Annotated in this window: 22 protein-coding genes and 1 pseudogene; 18 read left to right on the top strand and 5 right to left on the bottom strand. The window is 38.9% G+C overall.

The features are described from left to right. Window positions 1–26: 26 nt before the first annotated feature. Window positions 27–914 (bottom strand): hypothetical protein, encoded by an 888-nt coding sequence (locus GTK47_RS10605; RefSeq protein ID WP_165123056.1) that lies wholly within the window; start codon window positions 912–914, stop codon window positions 27–29. 212 nt (window positions 915–1,126) lie between these two features. On the opposite strand from GTK47_RS10605, the gene GTK47_RS10600 reads away from it, so the two are divergent. After that, window positions 1,127–1,498: a DUF4440 domain-containing protein gene (locus tag GTK47_RS10600; protein WP_165123054.1), complete on the top strand. Its 372-nt coding sequence runs from the start codon at window positions 1,127–1,129 to the stop codon at window positions 1,496–1,498. Window positions 1,499–1,568: 70 nt separating this feature from the next. On the opposite strand, the gene GTK47_RS10595 is transcribed toward GTK47_RS10600, so the two are convergent. Next, a complete protein-coding gene (locus GTK47_RS10595; protein WP_206535850.1) occupies window positions 1,569–1,739 on the bottom strand; it encodes a DUF2933 domain-containing protein in 171 nt (56 codons plus the stop codon). A gap of 238 nt (window positions 1,740–1,977) precedes the next feature. Here GTK47_RS10595 and GTK47_RS10590 point away from each other — a divergent pair, with 238 nt between their 5' ends. Next, the gene (locus tag GTK47_RS10590) at window positions 1,978–2,628 is read left to right on the top strand and encodes a hypothetical protein (RefSeq protein WP_165123050.1); all 651 of its coding nucleotides are present in this window, start codon (window positions 1,978–1,980) and stop codon (window positions 2,626–2,628) included. 221 nt (window positions 2,629–2,849) lie between these two features. Continuing rightward, window positions 2,850–3,473: a hypothetical protein gene (locus GTK47_RS10585; RefSeq protein ID WP_165123048.1), complete on the top strand. Its 624-nt coding sequence runs from the start codon at window positions 2,850–2,852 to the stop codon at window positions 3,471–3,473. Between the two features lie 283 nt (window positions 3,474–3,756). Here GTK47_RS10585 and fliE read toward each other — a convergent pair whose 3' ends face one another. Continuing rightward, the gene (gene fliE / locus GTK47_RS10580) at window positions 3,757–4,068 is read right to left on the bottom strand and encodes a flagellar hook-basal body complex protein FliE (protein WP_165123046.1); all 312 of its coding nucleotides are present in this window, start codon (window positions 4,066–4,068) and stop codon (window positions 3,757–3,759) included. 276 nt (window positions 4,069–4,344) lie between these two features. Here fliE and fliF point away from each other — a divergent pair, with 276 nt between their 5' ends. From fliF to fliR, 13 genes are all read left to right on the top strand, one after another. Continuing rightward, window positions 4,345–6,084 (top strand): flagellar basal-body MS-ring/collar protein FliF, encoded by a 1,740-nt coding sequence (gene fliF / locus GTK47_RS10575; protein WP_165123044.1) that lies wholly within the window; start codon window positions 4,345–4,347, stop codon window positions 6,082–6,084. Beyond that, complete coding sequence (gene fliG, locus GTK47_RS10570; protein ID WP_023581835.1) at window positions 6,081–7,079, top strand: flagellar motor switch protein FliG; 999 nt, start codon at window positions 6,081–6,083, stop codon at window positions 7,077–7,079. Before fliF ends, fliG begins: the two co-directional genes overlap by 4 nt. Continuing rightward, the gene (gene fliH, locus GTK47_RS10565; protein ID WP_023581834.1) at window positions 7,072–7,791 is read left to right on the top strand and encodes a flagellar assembly protein FliH; all 720 of its coding nucleotides are present in this window, start codon (window positions 7,072–7,074) and stop codon (window positions 7,789–7,791) included. The genes fliG and fliH overlap by 8 nt, the downstream gene beginning before the upstream one ends. Then, window positions 7,791–9,158, top strand: a complete 1,368-nt coding sequence (gene fliI / locus GTK47_RS10560; protein ID WP_165123042.1) for a flagellar protein export ATPase FliI — start codon at window positions 7,791–7,793, stop codon at window positions 9,156–9,158. The genes fliH and fliI overlap by 1 nt, the downstream gene beginning before the upstream one ends. 36 nt (window positions 9,159–9,194) lie before the next feature. Further along, complete coding sequence (gene fliJ, locus GTK47_RS10555) at window positions 9,195–9,641, top strand: flagellar export protein FliJ (RefSeq protein ID WP_006533149.1); 447 nt, start codon at window positions 9,195–9,197, stop codon at window positions 9,639–9,641. Then, entirely contained in the window at window positions 9,641–11,041 is a 1,401-nt protein-coding gene (locus tag GTK47_RS10550; protein WP_165123040.1) for a flagellar hook-length control protein FliK, read from the top strand. Before fliJ ends, GTK47_RS10550 begins: the two co-directional genes overlap by 1 nt. A gap of 177 nt (window positions 11,042–11,218) precedes the next feature. Then, window positions 11,219–11,701 (top strand): flagellar basal body-associated protein FliL, encoded by a 483-nt coding sequence (gene fliL / locus GTK47_RS10545; protein ID WP_165123038.1) that lies wholly within the window; start codon window positions 11,219–11,221, stop codon window positions 11,699–11,701. A gap of 5 nt (window positions 11,702–11,706) precedes the next feature. Then, entirely contained in the window at window positions 11,707–12,738 is a 1,032-nt protein-coding gene (gene fliM / locus GTK47_RS10540) for a flagellar motor switch protein FliM (protein WP_023581831.1), read from the top strand. Continuing rightward, the gene (gene fliN, locus GTK47_RS10535) at window positions 12,731–13,141 is read left to right on the top strand and encodes a flagellar motor switch protein FliN (protein WP_006533153.1); all 411 of its coding nucleotides are present in this window, start codon (window positions 12,731–12,733) and stop codon (window positions 13,139–13,141) included. Before fliM ends, fliN begins: the two co-directional genes overlap by 8 nt. Window positions 13,142–13,144: 3 nt before the next feature. Beyond that, window positions 13,145–13,591, top strand: a complete 447-nt coding sequence (fliO, locus tag GTK47_RS10530) for a flagellar biosynthetic protein FliO (RefSeq protein WP_023581829.1) — start codon at window positions 13,145–13,147, stop codon at window positions 13,589–13,591. Next, on the top strand, window positions 13,591–14,361 hold the full coding sequence (gene fliP / locus GTK47_RS10525; protein WP_023581828.1) for a flagellar type III secretion system pore protein FliP: 771 nt from the start codon (window positions 13,591–13,593) through the stop codon (window positions 14,359–14,361). Before fliO ends, fliP begins: the two co-directional genes overlap by 1 nt. Window positions 14,362–14,376: 15 nt before the next feature. Next, entirely contained in the window at window positions 14,377–14,646 is a 270-nt protein-coding gene (gene fliQ / locus GTK47_RS10520; RefSeq protein ID WP_036935757.1) for a flagellar biosynthesis protein FliQ, read from the top strand. 5 nt (window positions 14,647–14,651) lie between these two features. Further along, on the top strand, window positions 14,652–15,434 hold the full coding sequence (gene fliR / locus GTK47_RS10515) for a flagellar biosynthetic protein FliR (RefSeq protein WP_098942426.1): 783 nt from the start codon (window positions 14,652–14,654) through the stop codon (window positions 15,432–15,434). Window positions 15,435–15,455: 21 nt separating this feature from the next. Here fliR and GTK47_RS10510 read toward each other — a convergent pair whose 3' ends face one another. Together GTK47_RS10510 and GTK47_RS10505 are read right to left on the bottom strand one after the other, a co-directional pair. After that, a complete protein-coding gene (locus tag GTK47_RS10510; protein WP_165123036.1) occupies window positions 15,456–15,917 on the bottom strand; it encodes a hypothetical protein in 462 nt (153 codons plus the stop codon). Window positions 15,918–15,923: 6 nt separating this feature from the next. Continuing rightward, window positions 15,924–16,328, bottom strand: coding sequence for a hypothetical protein (locus GTK47_RS10505; RefSeq protein ID WP_165123034.1), 405 nt, complete (start codon window positions 16,326–16,328; stop codon window positions 15,924–15,926). Between the two features lie 145 nt (window positions 16,329–16,473). Here GTK47_RS10505 and GTK47_RS10500 point away from each other — a divergent pair, with 145 nt between their 5' ends. Then, complete coding sequence (locus GTK47_RS10500) at window positions 16,474–16,740, top strand: DUF1778 domain-containing protein (RefSeq protein WP_165123032.1); 267 nt, start codon at window positions 16,474–16,476, stop codon at window positions 16,738–16,740. Further along, window positions 16,728–17,218 (top strand): annotated as a pseudogene (locus GTK47_RS10495) (GNAT family N-acetyltransferase). The gene GTK47_RS10500 and the pseudogene GTK47_RS10495 overlap by 13 nt, the downstream one beginning before the upstream one ends. Window positions 17,219–17,296: the final 78 nt, after the last annotated feature.

Genomic DNA, 17,296 nt, shown 5'->3' with positions numbered 1-17,296 from the left:
TGTTTTAAATTTTCTTTAAGCAAATATTAGTCTTTTTGCCAAGAAATATCTTTTTCACTTTCATAAGTTCCAGTTAGCACTAATTCACCTAACTCTGTTGTTTTATAGGTGTTACTTCTAAAGTGCTTTGTTTTCTTCCCTGTTTCAGGATCTTTTGTAACCCATTCAATATTACCTTCAAAGTCCGTTCCCTGATAATAAGTCGAGAAACGTTTACGCTCACCATCATGCCAACCCACCACGATAACTGAATTAGTACCCGCAGTTAATTCTTCTAATGGAAATTCAGATAATAACGCTCCATTTTCACCAATTGTGGCTGTACAATTTTTTCCGCCAACAAAAGCGCTGTAAATCCCATCAGAACCAATTATTGATGAATTATCACCAAAGATAGCTCCTGTTTTAAAACTCCCCTCAGAGCCTACCTTAGCGTTACTTCCTGTTGCTATACCAATACTTCCTGCAGTAAGATCTTGTATCCAAATATCGTTACCCGTTGATATTGCGACTGAGTTAGATGCATAGCAACAAATAACAGCCTCATCACCTGTTGTAATAGCGACTGAATTTTTCACAAGATTAAGCTCTGTATCTTCATTACTTTCATCATGTTCAAATGGATACGATATTTCTGCTTTTTTACCTGATGCAAAAGCCACTGATTTGCTAGACGCTTCAATAAAACTTTCTTCACCAGTAGTAATAAAAAGTGAATTTTTACCGTGCTTGATAGTACCTTTATCTTCGTCATACTCAGTGCCTTCATTATCATAAATCTTAGCTTTCTTACCGGTATGAATAATTTGGGCATCTTCACCAATACAATTAACAATTTGCTCATCTAACGTTAAAATGGCATTTTTACTTTCACCGCTTAAAACAAGCGCTTTATTTGTAGTTACCGTTGTCATAGTAATATCCTTATTTACATTTCCATTAGTTAACACGCTTAAAACACTGTTTAAATATACAGTATAATTACTAAATAACAACCTCTATGCTAAATTTCAAAAAATAAAATAACGACAATATAATCAAATAGATAAAAACAAATAACACATAATATATTCACAAATGGTCAAATAAAGAAAAAATAAGATAGAAAAAAACGAGAAAAAAACCAATGGAAGAACTTTATAAAAAACTAATCCAACAAGAAAAAACACTTCACAAAAGCACCCATCGAAAAAATACAGATGTGCTTATTCAACTTTTACATAATGAGTTTATGGAATTTTGTCGCTCTGGTGTTTGCGTTAATAAAACAGACACAATTAACAGCCTTACAAGCGACAATAGCAATATAGAAATTTATTCAGAAAACTATCAAGGTTCACAACTAAGTGATGATGTAGTGTTATTAACTTATATCAGTTATCAATTAGAAGATAACAGAAAAATAAAACAGACTTACCGTTCATCCCTCTGGATAAAAAACTCTTATGATGATTGGCAACTACGGTTTCATCAAGGCACAGCGAAATCGAAGGGATAATACAGATCTCAAGAAATGGGATTGAGCTAAATTTCATTATTTAGCTCAAAAGCAATATAAAGTCTCATTCTTAAGCATCTAAATGTGTTTTCTTTTTTTCTGGTGCCGTTGTTTCTTCTTTATTCTTACAACAATCGTGTGAACTATTTTCACCATGATGATGTTTATGCATAAAGAGGTGCATTAACGGGCAAAGTAATAACATCAAAATAAACCAATTATCTCTTAGAAGTTCCCACATAATCATCTCCTTAAATCACGTTTAAAATGATGATAGGGCTTACTCTAAGAGGAAGGTCTAGTATGGATTTGTTATTTAATCCGTATTTTTGTCAATTATCTTTCCTCACCTTAATTTGAGCCTCTTCACAATAACTCTCTTTATAAAATTCAACTTTATTTACCCCTGCTATACTTTAATTATTGTTTACTATAAGTCGCTAATAAGATTTAAAAACTCATTTAACATGGAGGTTTCAATGAAAATATTTTTTAAAATACTATTGATGGTTTTATTTCTTACTGCCTGTTCTTCATATACAAAAATTGATAGCAACAAAAGTGGAGATATCATTAAGGTTAAATCAGCACTTATTGAAAATGATAATTTATATATCCTTAGTGATTCTACTAATTATCATTTTAAAGGTGAGGCTATTACTGCATTGAAAAAATTTGCCACATCTAAATATAATGAAAAAGTGATTTATTTTAGCGCTAGCCTAGGAATAATGGGGAGTATTGTTAACGGTAGCTATATGATTTATTTAGATCCTAAAGATTTCACTATAGATGAACTCGATGAGCTTGCCAGTACTTATCATTTTTATAGAAGCAACTATCAGTCTAATAGCGATGAGGAAATGATTAAAAATCAGATACCTAATTATCAAAATAGATTTTTTATTATTGGAAAATTTTATGCTAATGGAGAGATGGTTAATTTATCCAATAAAGATGAATTATTAGAAAAATATTCCTTACCTAAACCTGTTTTTGCCAACGTTAATTATTATTCCAAACATTTAAGACCATCAGATACATTGAAAACAATCGCAGTAATGCCATTTCAAGCGATAAGTCTTATTTTAGTAGCACCACTTTATATTATTCTGCTTAGTGCCCCCTGAACTTCAAGTTATTATCGTTAGGTTCATTTATAAGTATTTTTATTTAAGGCGTCAACTATTGATCAGTAAAAAAATTGTCCATTAGTGTATTGAAAACTTATAAGGCAGATAAAAAATCTAAGGTGTATTGCGTAGTCACAATCTGTAGTAACAGAGAATTAATCAATGTGATTTCCTATATCTAGGTTTTACACATAGATAGCAATAAATATGAGATAACTATGAAAAAGAAAATGATTATAGGCTGTATGATGTTAATTAGTTTTAGCGTTTGTGCAAAAACCGTTATTTATAACGAACCCGCTCCACTGGGATTAACGTGGGGAATGTCATTTAATGATTTTCAGAAGAGAACAAATTTTGTAATAAAGCCTATAGATAAATATCCCTCAACCTGCCCAATGACGGCAATAACCTTTGATGAAATTATTGATGGAAAAAAAGAAGGAAATTATAAGGTTTATTTTTATAATAAATTCAAAGAATTAAAGTTCACGGGATTGTATGGCGTCGTCTACTCCTATGAAACAAATGATTTAAATAAATTTAAAATTAAAGATAGTAATATTATCAAAAGTCTTGACTCTCAATATGGTCAATATAAAAAAGTAGCTATTACTAATGGTGGATTTATTACTTATGATGCAAATAATATTCAACGTGCTTATTTTAGTTCTAGAGATATCATAAACCAAGATCAGAAAGTTCAATACAAGAAAAATGAAGAAGGTAATTATGATATTTCCGTGAGTTACTTCTTTTATCCTGAAATATACATTGACGATTTATCAAGAAATATCAAAGAGATCAGAAAACAATGTAATGCATCATTAGAAACTGATTGAAGCTAAAACTTGAACAATTAAATAATAAAAGAGTGAGTGGCTTTAATATAGATGTGCAAAATCACACATCAATAAAATAATGCGTTTATTCTTTCCGCACAAATCGGGGCGCTCATTACCATAAATAACAGACAATAGTATAAGTATTCGAATGTTTAATCACATTCGAAAGCTTATATCATCTATTTAATGATATTGAGCGAGATGCCCCATTCTGTTTTGATTAGGTGTTTCTTCTTTTAGCTATATAAAAGAAAAGCCACCTTTATCAAATGATAAGGTACTACACCTGCATGCTCATAATTTCTTGATAAGCAGCAACTAGCTTATTACGCACTTGTACACCCATTTGTAATGAGATACTGGATTTTTGCATATCCACCATCACGTCGTTTAATTCAACGCCCGGTGTACCTAAGGTAAACGCTTGAACTTTGTTGGTTGCATTCATTCGAGTTTCATTAATTTTACCTACTGCTTGAACAAGCTGAGTTGCAAACCCTGCTTGTACTGGCTGGGGTTTTACAATATTGGATGCTTGCAAAGTCTGGATTTGCATTTTATCCAGAACACTTTCAATAGCTGGAATTGACATATAAACCTCTGCGTTAATCATCTAATTCAATTACTGAATCAATGTCATAGTAAGGAAGTGAACCAACACGCTTACCGAGTTATACCCTAACACAGGGGCTTCATTCCAAAGCGAGTAATTAACGCAAAAGTTAAGGGCTAATTACGCCATTAAATGAAACGCAAAAGGCCAATAATGAGACACCTGAGAGTAGGTTTATTTATTTGCGTAAGGGGAGTCTGTTTTGTTACGCCACGCTTTTAGTATTCATCCCGAACTACAAGGCAAGGATTGTCTATGAATGCCGAAAAAACCGACGTTGTGAACCAGAATAAGGGTTTTAACGCCATTATTAACCGGATAAAAGCCGATCCGAAAATTCCGCTCATCATTGCGGGTTCGGCGGCTATTGCCATTTTTGTTGCTGCATTTTTATGGTTACAAAGCCCTGATTATAAAGTGCTTTATAGTAATCTTAGCGATAAAGACGGTGGCGAAATTGTCACACAGTTAACACAGATGAATGTACCTTATCGCTTGTCACAAAATGGCGCGGCGATTATGGTGCCTGACAATCAGGTTCATGAATTACGCCTGAAACTCGCGCAAGCGGGACTTCCAAAAGGCGGTGCTGCCGGTTTTGAACTGTTAGATAAAGAAAAGTTCGGGATCAGCCAATTTAGTGAACAGATTAACTATCAACGTGCACTTGAAGGTGAGCTTGCTCGCACTATCGAGACATTAGGTCCTGTACAAAATGCTCGTGTTCATTTAGCACTACCAAAGCCATCTCTTTTTGTTCGTGAACAGAAATCCCCTTCTGCATCCGTTACGGTGGGTCTTTTACAGGGTAGAGCGCTGGATGAAGGTCAAATTAATGCCATCGTGCATATCGTTGCGAGCAGTGTTGCCGGTATGCCTGACAGCAGTGTGACCATCGTTGATCAAAGCGGTAAATTATTGACACAACCTGATGCAATGGGTCGTGACCTTAACTCTACCCAACTGAAATATGTTCAAGAGCTAGAAAATCGTTACCAGAAACGCATTGAAACGTTATTAAGCCCGATTGTCGGTCGTGGAAACGTTCATGCACAGGTGACGGCTCAAGTTGATTTCTCTCATACCGAAGAAACCGCGGAAGAGTACAAACCAAACCAGCCACCAAACCAAGCCGCTGTACGCTCAAAACAGTTGAGCCAAAGTGAGCAAAATGGAGGCATGTTAGCTGGCGGTGTTCCTGGTGCATTATCTAATCAGCCTGTTGCTCCACCTCAAGCGCCTATCGAAACACCAAAAGCGCAAGAAGGTGAGAAAACAGATGATGCAAATGCAACAGGTACGGGTGCAGGCACGAATCGTACATTAACGCGCAATCCAAACAGCAATAGCCGTTTAGATGAAACAACCAACTATGAAGTTGATCGCCGAATTCGCCATATCAAACGTCCAGTCGGTAATGTTGAGCGTCTTTCTGTCGCTGTTATTGTGAACTACAAAACAGTTGAAGATAAGAAAGAAGCGGCTGAAGGCGAAGAGCCTATTGTTGAAACCAAACTTGTTCCGCTAACTGATGAACAAATTCAACAAATTGAAGGGCTTGTTCGTGAAGCTATGGGCTATTCCCAAGAACGAGGTGACTCTTTAAGTGTCGTGAACTCGCAGTTCAATGATGTTGAAGAGAAAGTGATCACCGTTCCTGTATGGGAAAATCCAGAAATTCTGGCGAAAGCATTAGATTTAGGTCGCTGGTTATTACTTGTCATCATCGCATGGATCTTATGGCGCAAACTGGTGAAACCACAGCTTGAGAAACGCCGTGAAGCTGAAATTGCTGCACAGAAAGCTGTGCTGAAAACCAAGCTACAAGTTAAAGATGATGTTGATGAAGCAGAATTAGATGACGAAGCAAGACGTAAACAAGCACGTAAACGTGTGAGTGCCGAATTGCAGAGCCAACGTATCCGTGAAATGGCAGAGAAAGATCCTCGTGTCGTCGCAATGGTAATTCGTCAATGGATGAGTAAAGAGCAATGAGTAATAACTTAACTGGAACCGAAAAAAGCGCCGTTATGTTACTAACACTCGGTGAAGACCGAGCGGCGGAAGTATTTAAACATCTAAGTACACGCGAAGTTCAACAGCTGAGTATTGCAATGTCATCAATGCGTCATATCTCAAATCAGCAATTGATTGATGTTATGGCAAGCTTTGAAGAAGATGCAGTTCAATACGCAGCATTGAATGTCAATGCGAACGATTATTTACGCTCTGTTCTGGTTAAAGCCTTGGGTGAAGAACGTGCAAATAATCTATTAGATGAGATCTCTGAAACGCGTGAAACAACAACGGGTATCGAGACACTTAACTTTATGGAACCACAAATGGCTGCCGATATTATCCGCGACGAACATCCGCAGATTATCGCAACTATCTTGGTTCACCTCAAACGGGGTCAAGCGGCAGATATTCTTGCCCTGTTTGATGAGAAATTACGTAATGACGTGATGTTACGTATCGCAACATTTGGTGGTGTTCAGCCGTCAGCATTAGCAGAGTTAACTGAAGTACTGAATAACCTGCTTGATGGCCAAAACCTCAAACGCAGTAAAATGGGTGGTGTTCGTACTGCTGCTGAAATCATCAACTTGATGAAGAGCCAGCAAGAAGAGAATGTCATCACTGCGGTTCGCGATTACGACGGCGAATTGGCACAAAAAATTATCGACGAAATGTTCCTGTTCGAAAACCTTATCGATATCGACAACCGTTCTATCCAGCGCATTCTACAGGAAGTGGAATCCGACTCCTTGGTTGTGGCATTGAAAGGATGCGATCAAGAGCTGCGCGATCACTTCCTCAACAATATGTCGCAACGTGCTGCTGAGATCATGCGTGATGACTTGAGTTCTCGTGGCCCTGTTCGCATGTCTCAAGTGGAAGCAGAGCAGAAAGCAATTCTGCTTGTGGTACGCAAATTAGCAGAGACTGGAGAGGTTGTTCTTCATGGAGGAGACGATACCTATGTCTGATAAACATACTGATACTAACTGGAAGCCTTGGGTTCCAAAAGAACTCACTGATTGGGCATTAACTGTCGAGGAAACGACAGAAGACGAAAAGGAAGTCGAAAAACAGGAAAAAGAAGTCGTTCAGCAACAGAAAGTTCTTGAGCAAATTAATATGCTTGATGACATGAAAGACAAGGCCCAGAAATTGGGCCACGCTGAGGGCTTTGAGGCAGGGAAAAACCAGGGTTATCAGGAAGGCTATCAGGCTGGATTACAATCAGGTATTGAAGAAGGTATTCGCCAAGGCATTGCTCAACAATCACCATTAATTAATGAATGGCAAGGATTATTGGCTGAGTTTAGGCACTCTTTAAATGGATTAGACAGTGTTATTGCTTCACGTTTAATGCAAATCGCCCTCACAGCAGCAAAAGAAGTTTTAGGTCAGCCTGCTGTTTGTGATGGTTCTGCATTACTGGCGCAAATCACCTTAATGTTGCAACAAGAACAGATGTTCTCAAACAACCCACAGTTAAGAGTTAACCCAAAACATATTCCACAGATTGAAAAAGAGCTGGGTGATTCACTTTCTGCTCATGGTTGGAAAGTGGTTGCCGATAACAGTATTCATGTTGGTGGATGCCGTGTTGTGACAAATGATGGCGATCTCGATGCCACGATTGCAACTCGTTGGCATGAGCTTTGTCGTCTTGCTGCTCCGGAGGCGTTGTAATGACAGCAAGATTGGGGCGTTGGTTAGAAAAACTCAGTGATGCAGAATCGCGTTTAAATAAAATTCCGCGTGTACGTCAATATGGTCGTTTAACCAGAGCAACAGGTTTAGTCATGGAAGCTAAGGGGCTTGTTATGCCTCTTGGCTCTACGTGTTTAATAGAACGTACCATTGGTAAAACTGTTGAAGAAGTTGAAAGTGAAGTCGTTGGGTTCAACGGTAGCCAAATGTTGTTAATGCCTTTACAGGAAGTCGAGGGATTAACTCCGGGTGCCCGTGTTTATGCACAGGCAACTCCGGGTGGTGAAAATGAAGGTCGCCAATTGCCCCTTGGAGATGCGCTGTTAGGGCGTGTTTTAGATGGCTCTGGTTATCCTTTAGATGGTTTACCACCACCAGATACTGGTTATCGTGCACCACTGATCACACCGCCTATCAACCCGCTACAACGTACTCCTATTACCGATGTACTGGATGTAGGCGTGCGTGCAATCAACTCACTGTTAACTGTGGGTCGTGGTCAGCGTATGGGGCTTTTTGCAGGCTCTGGTGTAGGTAAGAGTGTGCTATTAGGCATGATGGCGCGTTTTACTCAGGCTGATGTGATTGTTGTTGGATTAATTGGTGAACGTGGACGTGAAGTTAAAGACTTTATCGAAAATATTCTTGGCACCGAAGGCTTAGCACGCTCTGTGGTTGTAGCAGCACCTGCTGACGTCTCACCACTTCTTCGTATGCAAGGTGCTTCTTATGCAACACGTATTGCCGAAGATTTTCGTGATCGCGGAAAACACGTCTTACTGATTATGGATTCACTTACACGTTACAGTATGGCACAACGTGAAATTGCCCTTGCAGTAGGCGAACCCCCTGCAACTAAAGGCTATCCGCCTTCTGTCTTCGCAAAATTACCGGCTCTTGTAGAACGTGCGGGAAATGGCGTTGATGGAGGTGGCTCTATCACGGCTTTCTATACTGTTTTAACAGAAGGTGATGATCAGCAAGATCCAATTGCAGACTCTGCGCGTGCGATTTTAGATGGTCATATTGTGCTTTCGCGTTCTCTTGCAGAATCTGGGCACTACCCTGCTATCGATATCGAAGCATCTATTAGCCGTGCAATGACATCACTGATTGATAAAACACATTATCGTCGTGTGCAAGTGTTTAAACAGCTTTTATCGAGTTATCAACGTAACCGCGATTTAATTAACGTAGGTGCTTATGCTGCGGGCAGTGATCCTATGCTTGATAAAGCGATTGCACTTTATCCGTCCCTCGCGAAGTTCTTACAACAAGATATTCAAGAGCAATGCAGTTATCAAAGTGCATGTGAGCAACTTAATCAACTGATCACAGTAAACTAATTCTGAACATAATCAGAGAAAGTAAAGAGGGTTCCAATGCGGGAGCAGTCACCTTTAGTGACACTGAGAGAACTGGCACAGACAGCGGCTGAACAAGCCGCTATTCAACTGGCTCAGGTCCGGCAGAGTCATCAACAAATGGAACAGCAACTCAATATGTTGATTGGGTATCAGGATGAATACCGTGTACGTCTAAATGAAACGTTAAATTTAGGGGGGATGTCGTCAGCATCGTGGCAAAACTACCAACAATTTCTCAAAACGCTCGAATTGACTATCGAACAACATAAACAACAACTTCAACATTGGCAGGCGCAGCTTGATCTTGCAACTGAACAATGGAGAGAAAAACAGCAACGACTCAATGCATTTGAGACTTTGGAGCAACGCGCTGAAGATAGCCGTAAGCGACATCTTGATCGTATTGAACAGAAACAAATGGACGAGTACGCACAGCGTAGTACTTTACGGAGAACAACTTGATGGAGATAACGCTTCTGACCATGGATGTCGCTGCAGCCTCTCCGGGAACGACATCCGCTTCAAATAGTCAGCCCGGTGATAATGCCCCGACATTTGCTCAGCTTTTGGGCTCTCAACCTCAAAATGCACAGAGTGATAAAAAGACAGCTAATATCACAAACCCTTCAACGAAAGAAAACAAAGCACATTCACACTCTGATGAAGACAAAACAAAAGAAGACAGTAGTCATCTTGCGTCTGTCACCACAGAATCCAATGTGATAGAAGAGTCATCCCTTGAAAAACCTCAATTGACTCTTACTTTGCCGGATAATGAACAATTTGCGGCTATTGTTGAAAATAAAACCCCTTCTTTATTAATGTCAGCAGAAGAGCTTGCCGCTGAACTTCCCGTTCAGTTAGCAGGACTACCTGGATTAAAACGTCTTACCCTTCCCTCAGAACAACTGACTCAAGCATTACAACAGCCTCAATCAGTTAAACATGATGAAGGTTTAGCGTCATTAGCACGTACTATTTCAAAAGATAACGATATGTCGGACTTCAACCTTACTGACAAGCTTAATCTATCAAAATCAGATGAAAAGTCCTTGTTAACCCAGCTACGTCCAGAGACAGCGACATTAACAACAGAAAGTACACGTATCGGTGCTAATCAAACAGAAAAAACTTCTGCGAAAAAAGGAGATAGCATAGCAACACTTTTAACGCCAACAGCAGAAAAAGTGAATACATTACTAAACAGCGATAAGCAAGTTGCAAATGCAAAATTAGCGGACAATGTTGCTCAGCAAATGGTGGCAGGTAATCGTGTTGTAGAAACCGATCTTCACAACACCCTTTCTACCTCTTCTTTGGCTTCACAAAGTATTACAGGTCATACTCACTCATCAGCACAACCACAAATGCAATTTTCACCGATGGCAACACAGGTATTAAATGCACAAGTGGGAACACAAGAGTGGCAACAGCAACTTAATCAACAAATTGTGATGTTTAGCCGTAATGGCTTACAAAAGGCAGAGCTACGTTTACACCCTGAAGAGCTAGGTTCATTGCATATCCGCATGAAAATAGAAGATGGGCAAGCGCAGTTACACCTTGCTTCACAAAACGGACAAGTTCGTTCTGTATTAGAAAATGCCATGCATCAATTGCGTCAAGCTCTCTCTGAAAATGGGATCCAGCTCACGCAGAGTCAGGTGTCTAGCGACACTCATGACAGTTGGCAACAACAAAATATGTCAGATTCCTCTCAATTTAGTGGAGATGGTGCCGATAATCATCAAGGAAGCGAGGGTAATTCTCTGCAATTAGCCTCTGAAACGGCACTACAAAAGATAACCCTTACGCCTCAAGAATTAGCATCTGCTCGTGGTGGTGTTGATATTTTTGCCTAATACAAATGTATTGGGAGGACACTCTATGTCAATAAACGTAAGAGTTAATGGTTTTTTCCCTATCTGTTTCTGCAATTAAAAAACAGAAATAGCGGGATAATTAAGGTTGATTTAGATGGATATGGAAGTCCACAACAGTGAACACGTATCCACTACAAAACAGGAATTTAACTGTCCATGTCTAATTACAGCAATGAACGTAAAAGCTATAGCTTAATTCTGATCATCGTATTATTGGTGATCGCCATTATTGCAGCGGCATTCGGTGGATATAGTTGGTGGGCATTGAAGCATGCTAAATCAGGTTCAGCGGGCACAAATCAGCAAAAAGTTATACCAGCACCCGTTTTTATGTCATTAGAACCCTTTACGGTAAATCTAATTGATGACGAAGAACACTTAGACAGAGTGCTCTACATAGGGATCACATTAAGATTGCATAATGAAGACACTCGTAAGCGTCTACATGATTATTTACCTGAGGTTCGTAGCCGCTTGTTACTACTGCTTTCTCGTCAACAGGCTAATAAGCTCGCGACAGACAATGGAAAACTCCAACTAATGACGGATGTAAAAGAAGCGCTGAGACCGACTCTCGTACCGGGAGAATCTGAACAGATCCTCTCCGATGTACTGTTTACCACGTTTATTCTGCGATAATCATTATGAGCGATAATATCCTTTCACAGGCAGAGATTGATGCTCTGCTGAATGATGACACATCAGGTGACGACGCCAAAAAAAGCGCGAACAGGGAACCTGCGATAGCGAAGGATCCGAATGAACCGGATATTCAGCCTTATGACCCCAACACGCAACGTCGTGTGGTTCGAGAACGTTTACAGTCGTTAGAAATTATTAACGAACGCTTTGCTCGTCAATTCCGTATGGGGCTGTTTAACATGCTCCGTCGGAGTCCTGACATTACTGTTGGTGGCGTTAAAATTCACCCTTATCACGACTTTGCTCGTAACTTACCTGTACCAACGAATCTTAACTTGGTGCACTTAAAACCGTTACGAGGAACAGCATTATTTACCTTTGAACCAAATCTGGTTTATATCGCGGTAGATAACCTGTTTGGTGGTGATGGCCGTTTTCCAATCCCTGTGGAAGGGCGTGAATTTACCAACACAGAGCAGCGGATCATCAACAAAATGTTGAAACTGGCACTTGATGCCTACCGTGATGCTTGGGATTCCATATTCAAAATTCAGGTGGAATATGTTCGTTCTGAAATGCAGGTGAAATTTACCAATATCACCTCATCACCGAATGACATTGTTGTTACGACACCTTTTCAGGTAGAAATTGGCTCAATGGTTGGGGAATTTAGTATTTGTATCCCGTTTGCCATGATTGAGCCATTACGTGAACGACTGATCAATCCACCAATTGAAAATGTTCGTCAAGAAGATGGGGTTTGGTTAGATAGTTTAGTCAACCAAGTTCAGCATTCAGAGCTTGAACTAGTTGCAAACTTTACTGACATCCCACTGCGTTTATCAAAAGTGTTAACACTTAAAGAAGGGGATGTTATCCCGATTGATAAACCAGAAAGATTGATTGCACATGTTGATGGTGTGCCCGTATTAACAAGCCAATACGGTACAGTAAATGGGCAATATGCCCTTCGTGTTGAACACCTAATTAACCCTGTTTTAAACGCTCTGGATGAGGAACAAACCAATGAGTGATGCAAATCGCCCAACTGATAATTCACAATCGGCTGAGGATATGTGGGCTGATGCAATGGAACAGCAAACTGGGAAAAGCCAGGATAATAGTTCCGACCTATTTGAACATCTTTTACCTGAAGACGATACACTGAACCATCTCTCTGATATCAATTTGATTATGGATATCCCAGTCAAATTAACAGTAGAGTTAGGTCGCACCAAAATGACCATTAAAAAATTACTAAGCCTGTCACAAGGTTCTGTGGTTTCACTGGATGGTTTAGCTGGTGAGCCTCTTGATATTCTTATCAATGGTTATTTAATCGCTCAAGGTGAAGTTGTGGTTGTTTCTGATAAATACGGTATTCGCATTACCGATATCATTACACCATCAGAACGTATGCGTCGCCTGAGCCGTTAATCTATGGAACAGCTTCCTTCCTTTTCCAGCCAAGGTGCGGTAAATACTACCGCACCCGCTACAACACAAACTGTTCAAACACCTACACAACCGTTGCCTGTAGGCCAAAGCCTTGCTCAAGTTAGCACGGCACTTGCAGGCATCATTGTTCTTATTATTGTTGCTATGTGGTTATTTCGCCGTTTTGGTTTTACCCGTGGTTCATTTAAAGGAACAACAGCACAACTTAGCGTCAAAGCAAGTTGTTCATTAGGTGCAAAAGAACGAGTGGTGGTGGTTGAAATTGAACAGGAATGGCTCGTATTAGGGGTAACTGCATCGCAGGTAAATCTGTTGCATAAATTACCCGTCCCTGATAAAGCCTCGCAGGAAGCGACCTCATCACCAACATCGCCATTGTTTACTCAAATATTACAAAAAACGCTAAAGCGAGATAAAGGCAACTCATAATGCATCAGTGTGTCACTTTTTTTAACGCATTAAAGCGTTGGCGTCTCTTCGCTAGTGTGCTGGTTTTAATCTTGTTACCTAGCAGTGCGTTTGCCCAATTTCCGGGTGTTATTACACAGCCTTTACCGGGTGGTGGCCAAAGTTGGTCATTACCAGTTCAAACATTAATCTTCATTACAGCATTGGGATTTATTCCAGCTGTTTTGCTGATGATGACCAGTTTTACCCGCATTATTATTGTCCTTGGATTATTACGTAATGCTTTAGGTACACCTTCTGCACCACCAAACCAAGTCGTTCTTGGTTTGGCGTTATTTATGACCTTTTTCATTATGGCACCGGTTTTTGATAAAATTTATCAAGATGCCTATATGCCGTTTACTGAAGATCAAATTACCTTTGAACAAGCCTTAGAGAACGGTTCTAAACCTTTGCGTCAGTTTATGATGCAACAAACTCGTGAAACTGACTTGGCTCTGTTTGCTCGTCTTGCTGATGCACCTGCGTTTGAAACTCGCGAAAGTGTACCGATGCGTATTTTGGTGCCTGCTTATATTACGAGCGAGCTAAAAACCGCCTTCCAAATCGGTTTTATGATTTTTATTCCTTTCCTGATTATCGACTTAGTTGTGGCTAGTGTGTTGATGGCGCTAGGTATGATGATGGTGCCACCTGCCACAGTTTCATTGCCATTTAAACTTATGCTTTTTGTTTTAGTCGATGGTTGGCAATTAATATTAGGCTCGCTTGCACAAAGCTTTTTCAATTAGCGCAGAGGTAATCCCATGACACCAGAATCCGTCTTAGCACTAGGTACTGAAGCGATGAAAATCGCTTTATCACTAGCAGGCCCTCTTTTATTGTCCGCTCTGGTGACGGGTCTTGTGATCAGTATGCTCCAAGCTGCAACACAGATAAATGAAATGACATTATCGTTTATCCCGAAAATTCTTGCTGTATTAGTGGCGATTTTAGTTGCAGGTCCTTGGATGTTAAGTTTACTTATCGATTATATGCATAATTTATTTACTGGCATTCCTGGGATGATTGGTTAATAGCAATGATAACCCTGACCAGTGAAATGCTTAACGGCTACATTAGTGATTTTTTCTGGCCATTTGTGCGTATACTCGCCCTTTTTAGCACTGCACCGCTATTTAGTGAAAAACAAACACCTAAAAAATTTCGCATTGCACTCGCCTTTTTGATTACCGCATTAGTTGCACCGGGCTTACCGCAAAGCAATGTGCCTTTATTCTCGCTTATTGCCTTTTGGGTTCTGTTGCAACAAATTTTGATTGGTACAATTCTAGGGTTATCGATGCAGTTGGCATTCGCGTCTGTTCGTCATGCCGGTGAAGTGATTGGTTTACAGATGGGGCTTTCATTTGCCACTTTCGTCGATCCATCAGGTGGCCCTAATATGCCTATTCTGGCACGTATTTTTAATATGCTAACAATGCTGTTATTTATGGTCTTTGATGGTCATTTATGGCTATTATCTATATTAGTTGATACGTTCTATGTTGTTCCTATTGGAAATCAGACTTTTAACTCTTTAGGTATTCTTACTTTAGTTCAAAGTGGGGGCACAATCTTTATTAACGGTATGATGTTAGCCATGCCATTAATCACCCTACTTTTAGTCCTTAACCTTTCATTAGGTATTCTAAACCGTATGACACCACAGCTTTCTGTCTTTGTGGTTGGTTTCCCTCTTACGCTGACTATCGGTATGTTAGCATTATCTATGATTATGCCTGCATTACCTGTATTTACAGAGCGCGTCTTTAGCGATACGTTTAATCGCATCACCTTAATATTACAGCAGTTGGTTTCTTGATATGGGCTAATAATCAGCCCACTATTTATTTTTTATACTTATGACTAAAGCGTTTTCAGTACCTATATTGGGATAGAATATTTTTTCAAACTCTTTTATTGTTTCAATATGCTCATAAGTTTTCGACATAATATCTTCATGTTGCTGAATAATATATATATCTTCTTTTTTAGCTAATAATTCATTGATAAATCCATGGAATTCTTCAGCATTATTCTCTGAATTTTTTGCTGTTATTAAATGATTGGTTGAATCTTCTAAAACATAAACCCAATAATCATCAAGATTTAATCGCTCTGAAAATAAGCATTCTAATGCACTACCGCAGGCTTTATATCGTGTAAATATAAACGTGTTATTCCAAGAGTATTTTTTAGGATCATGTGAAAATAACTCATCACCCCAGATAACTTTTTGCTCAATACATTTAATTAAAGAAAGCGGTATTGATTTATTAATCAGTAATTCAAAATAAGCACACATAATTTTCTATCTCAACGATTCTAACCACAACAGAAAAAAATTACGTTGTTCTGAAGGTGTAACTAAGGTTTCATTTCGATAGTAATTAAATGTACCGACTAAATCTTCTTGGCGTGCTTGCTTTCCCATTTTCATACAATAAACTGCCATACCACTACCCATATCACGAGACATTCCTGATGGATAGGTATCTATTCTTGCGCCATGACAGTGAAAAATAACATCCGTTAGTTGATTACGAATAGCATCTAAACAGGCAAAATAATCTGTTGCTGAAAATTCACCATAGTGATGGCCTTCAATATCGACAGTAATTTTACATTCTCTTTCAGGAGAGGTTGTAAATCGTAATTCTGCGATAGCTTCTTTATGATTAATTGTAATTGGGATATCGAATTGTTTTCCCTTCATAGATAAAAGTCCTTTGTTGTTTGCTATTTAATATTCTAGTTTATTTTCTATTTACTCATTAAAATTAATCTGTTTTCACTCTAGCCATCAATGCTTATTTATTCCACAATCCATGTATATCAATTGCTATACAAGGAGGCGTGATATGAAAACTAGTGTACAACTCAATATTCGCGCTAAAGAATCACAACGCGCACTTATTGATATTGCTGCTGAAATTCTCCATAAATCTCGTACTGAATTTATTATTGAGGCAGCATGCCAAGCTGCCGAAGATGTCATTTTAGACCGTAGAACCTTTAATTTAAATGATGCTCAATATGCTAAATTTATAGAAATTATTGGTGCACCGGTTGATATTGCCCCTGCTCTTGAAAAGTTATTAATGAGAAAACCATTATGGGAAAAGTAATAGCACCTGAGCCGTTACCAAGTTCACATGAAGTGGCTAATTTTTATAATAGTGAAAATGTATTAGATAACTGGATAAAATAAAGAGGTTTAAAAAACCAATTCTTAGGTGCATCACGTACATTTTTAGTCTGAGAAAAAATAAAAAACGTGTTGTTGGGTACTATTCTTTAGCGACAGGTAGTGTTAATCATACTGAAGCAATTAGTCATATTCGTCGCAATATACCAGACCCAATACCCGTGATTATTTTAGCTAGAGTTGCTGTTGATAAAACTTTTAATGGAAGAGGTCTTGGTGCTGATTTGTTAAGAGATGCTGTTTTGCGTTGTCATCATGTAGCTGAAAACATTGGTGTTAGAGCGATTATGGTTCATGCTTTAACTGAAAGCGAAAAACATTTTTATCTTCATAATGGTTTCAAAGCTTCTTCAACTCAAGACAAAATCTTATTCTTACCATTAAAAAAGAAAATATAGTTGATTGAGTTTAATTGATAAAAAAATCCCCTGATAAATAAATATCAGGGGTGATATCAAAATGTCTTAAGACGGTAC

The sequence above is a fragment of the Proteus sp. ZN5 genome, assembly GCF_011046025.1.
In the GTDB taxonomy this organism is placed as follows: Bacteria; Pseudomonadota; Gammaproteobacteria; order Enterobacterales; family Enterobacteriaceae; genus Proteus.
This window is presented reverse-complemented; position numbering and strand designations above follow the sequence as displayed.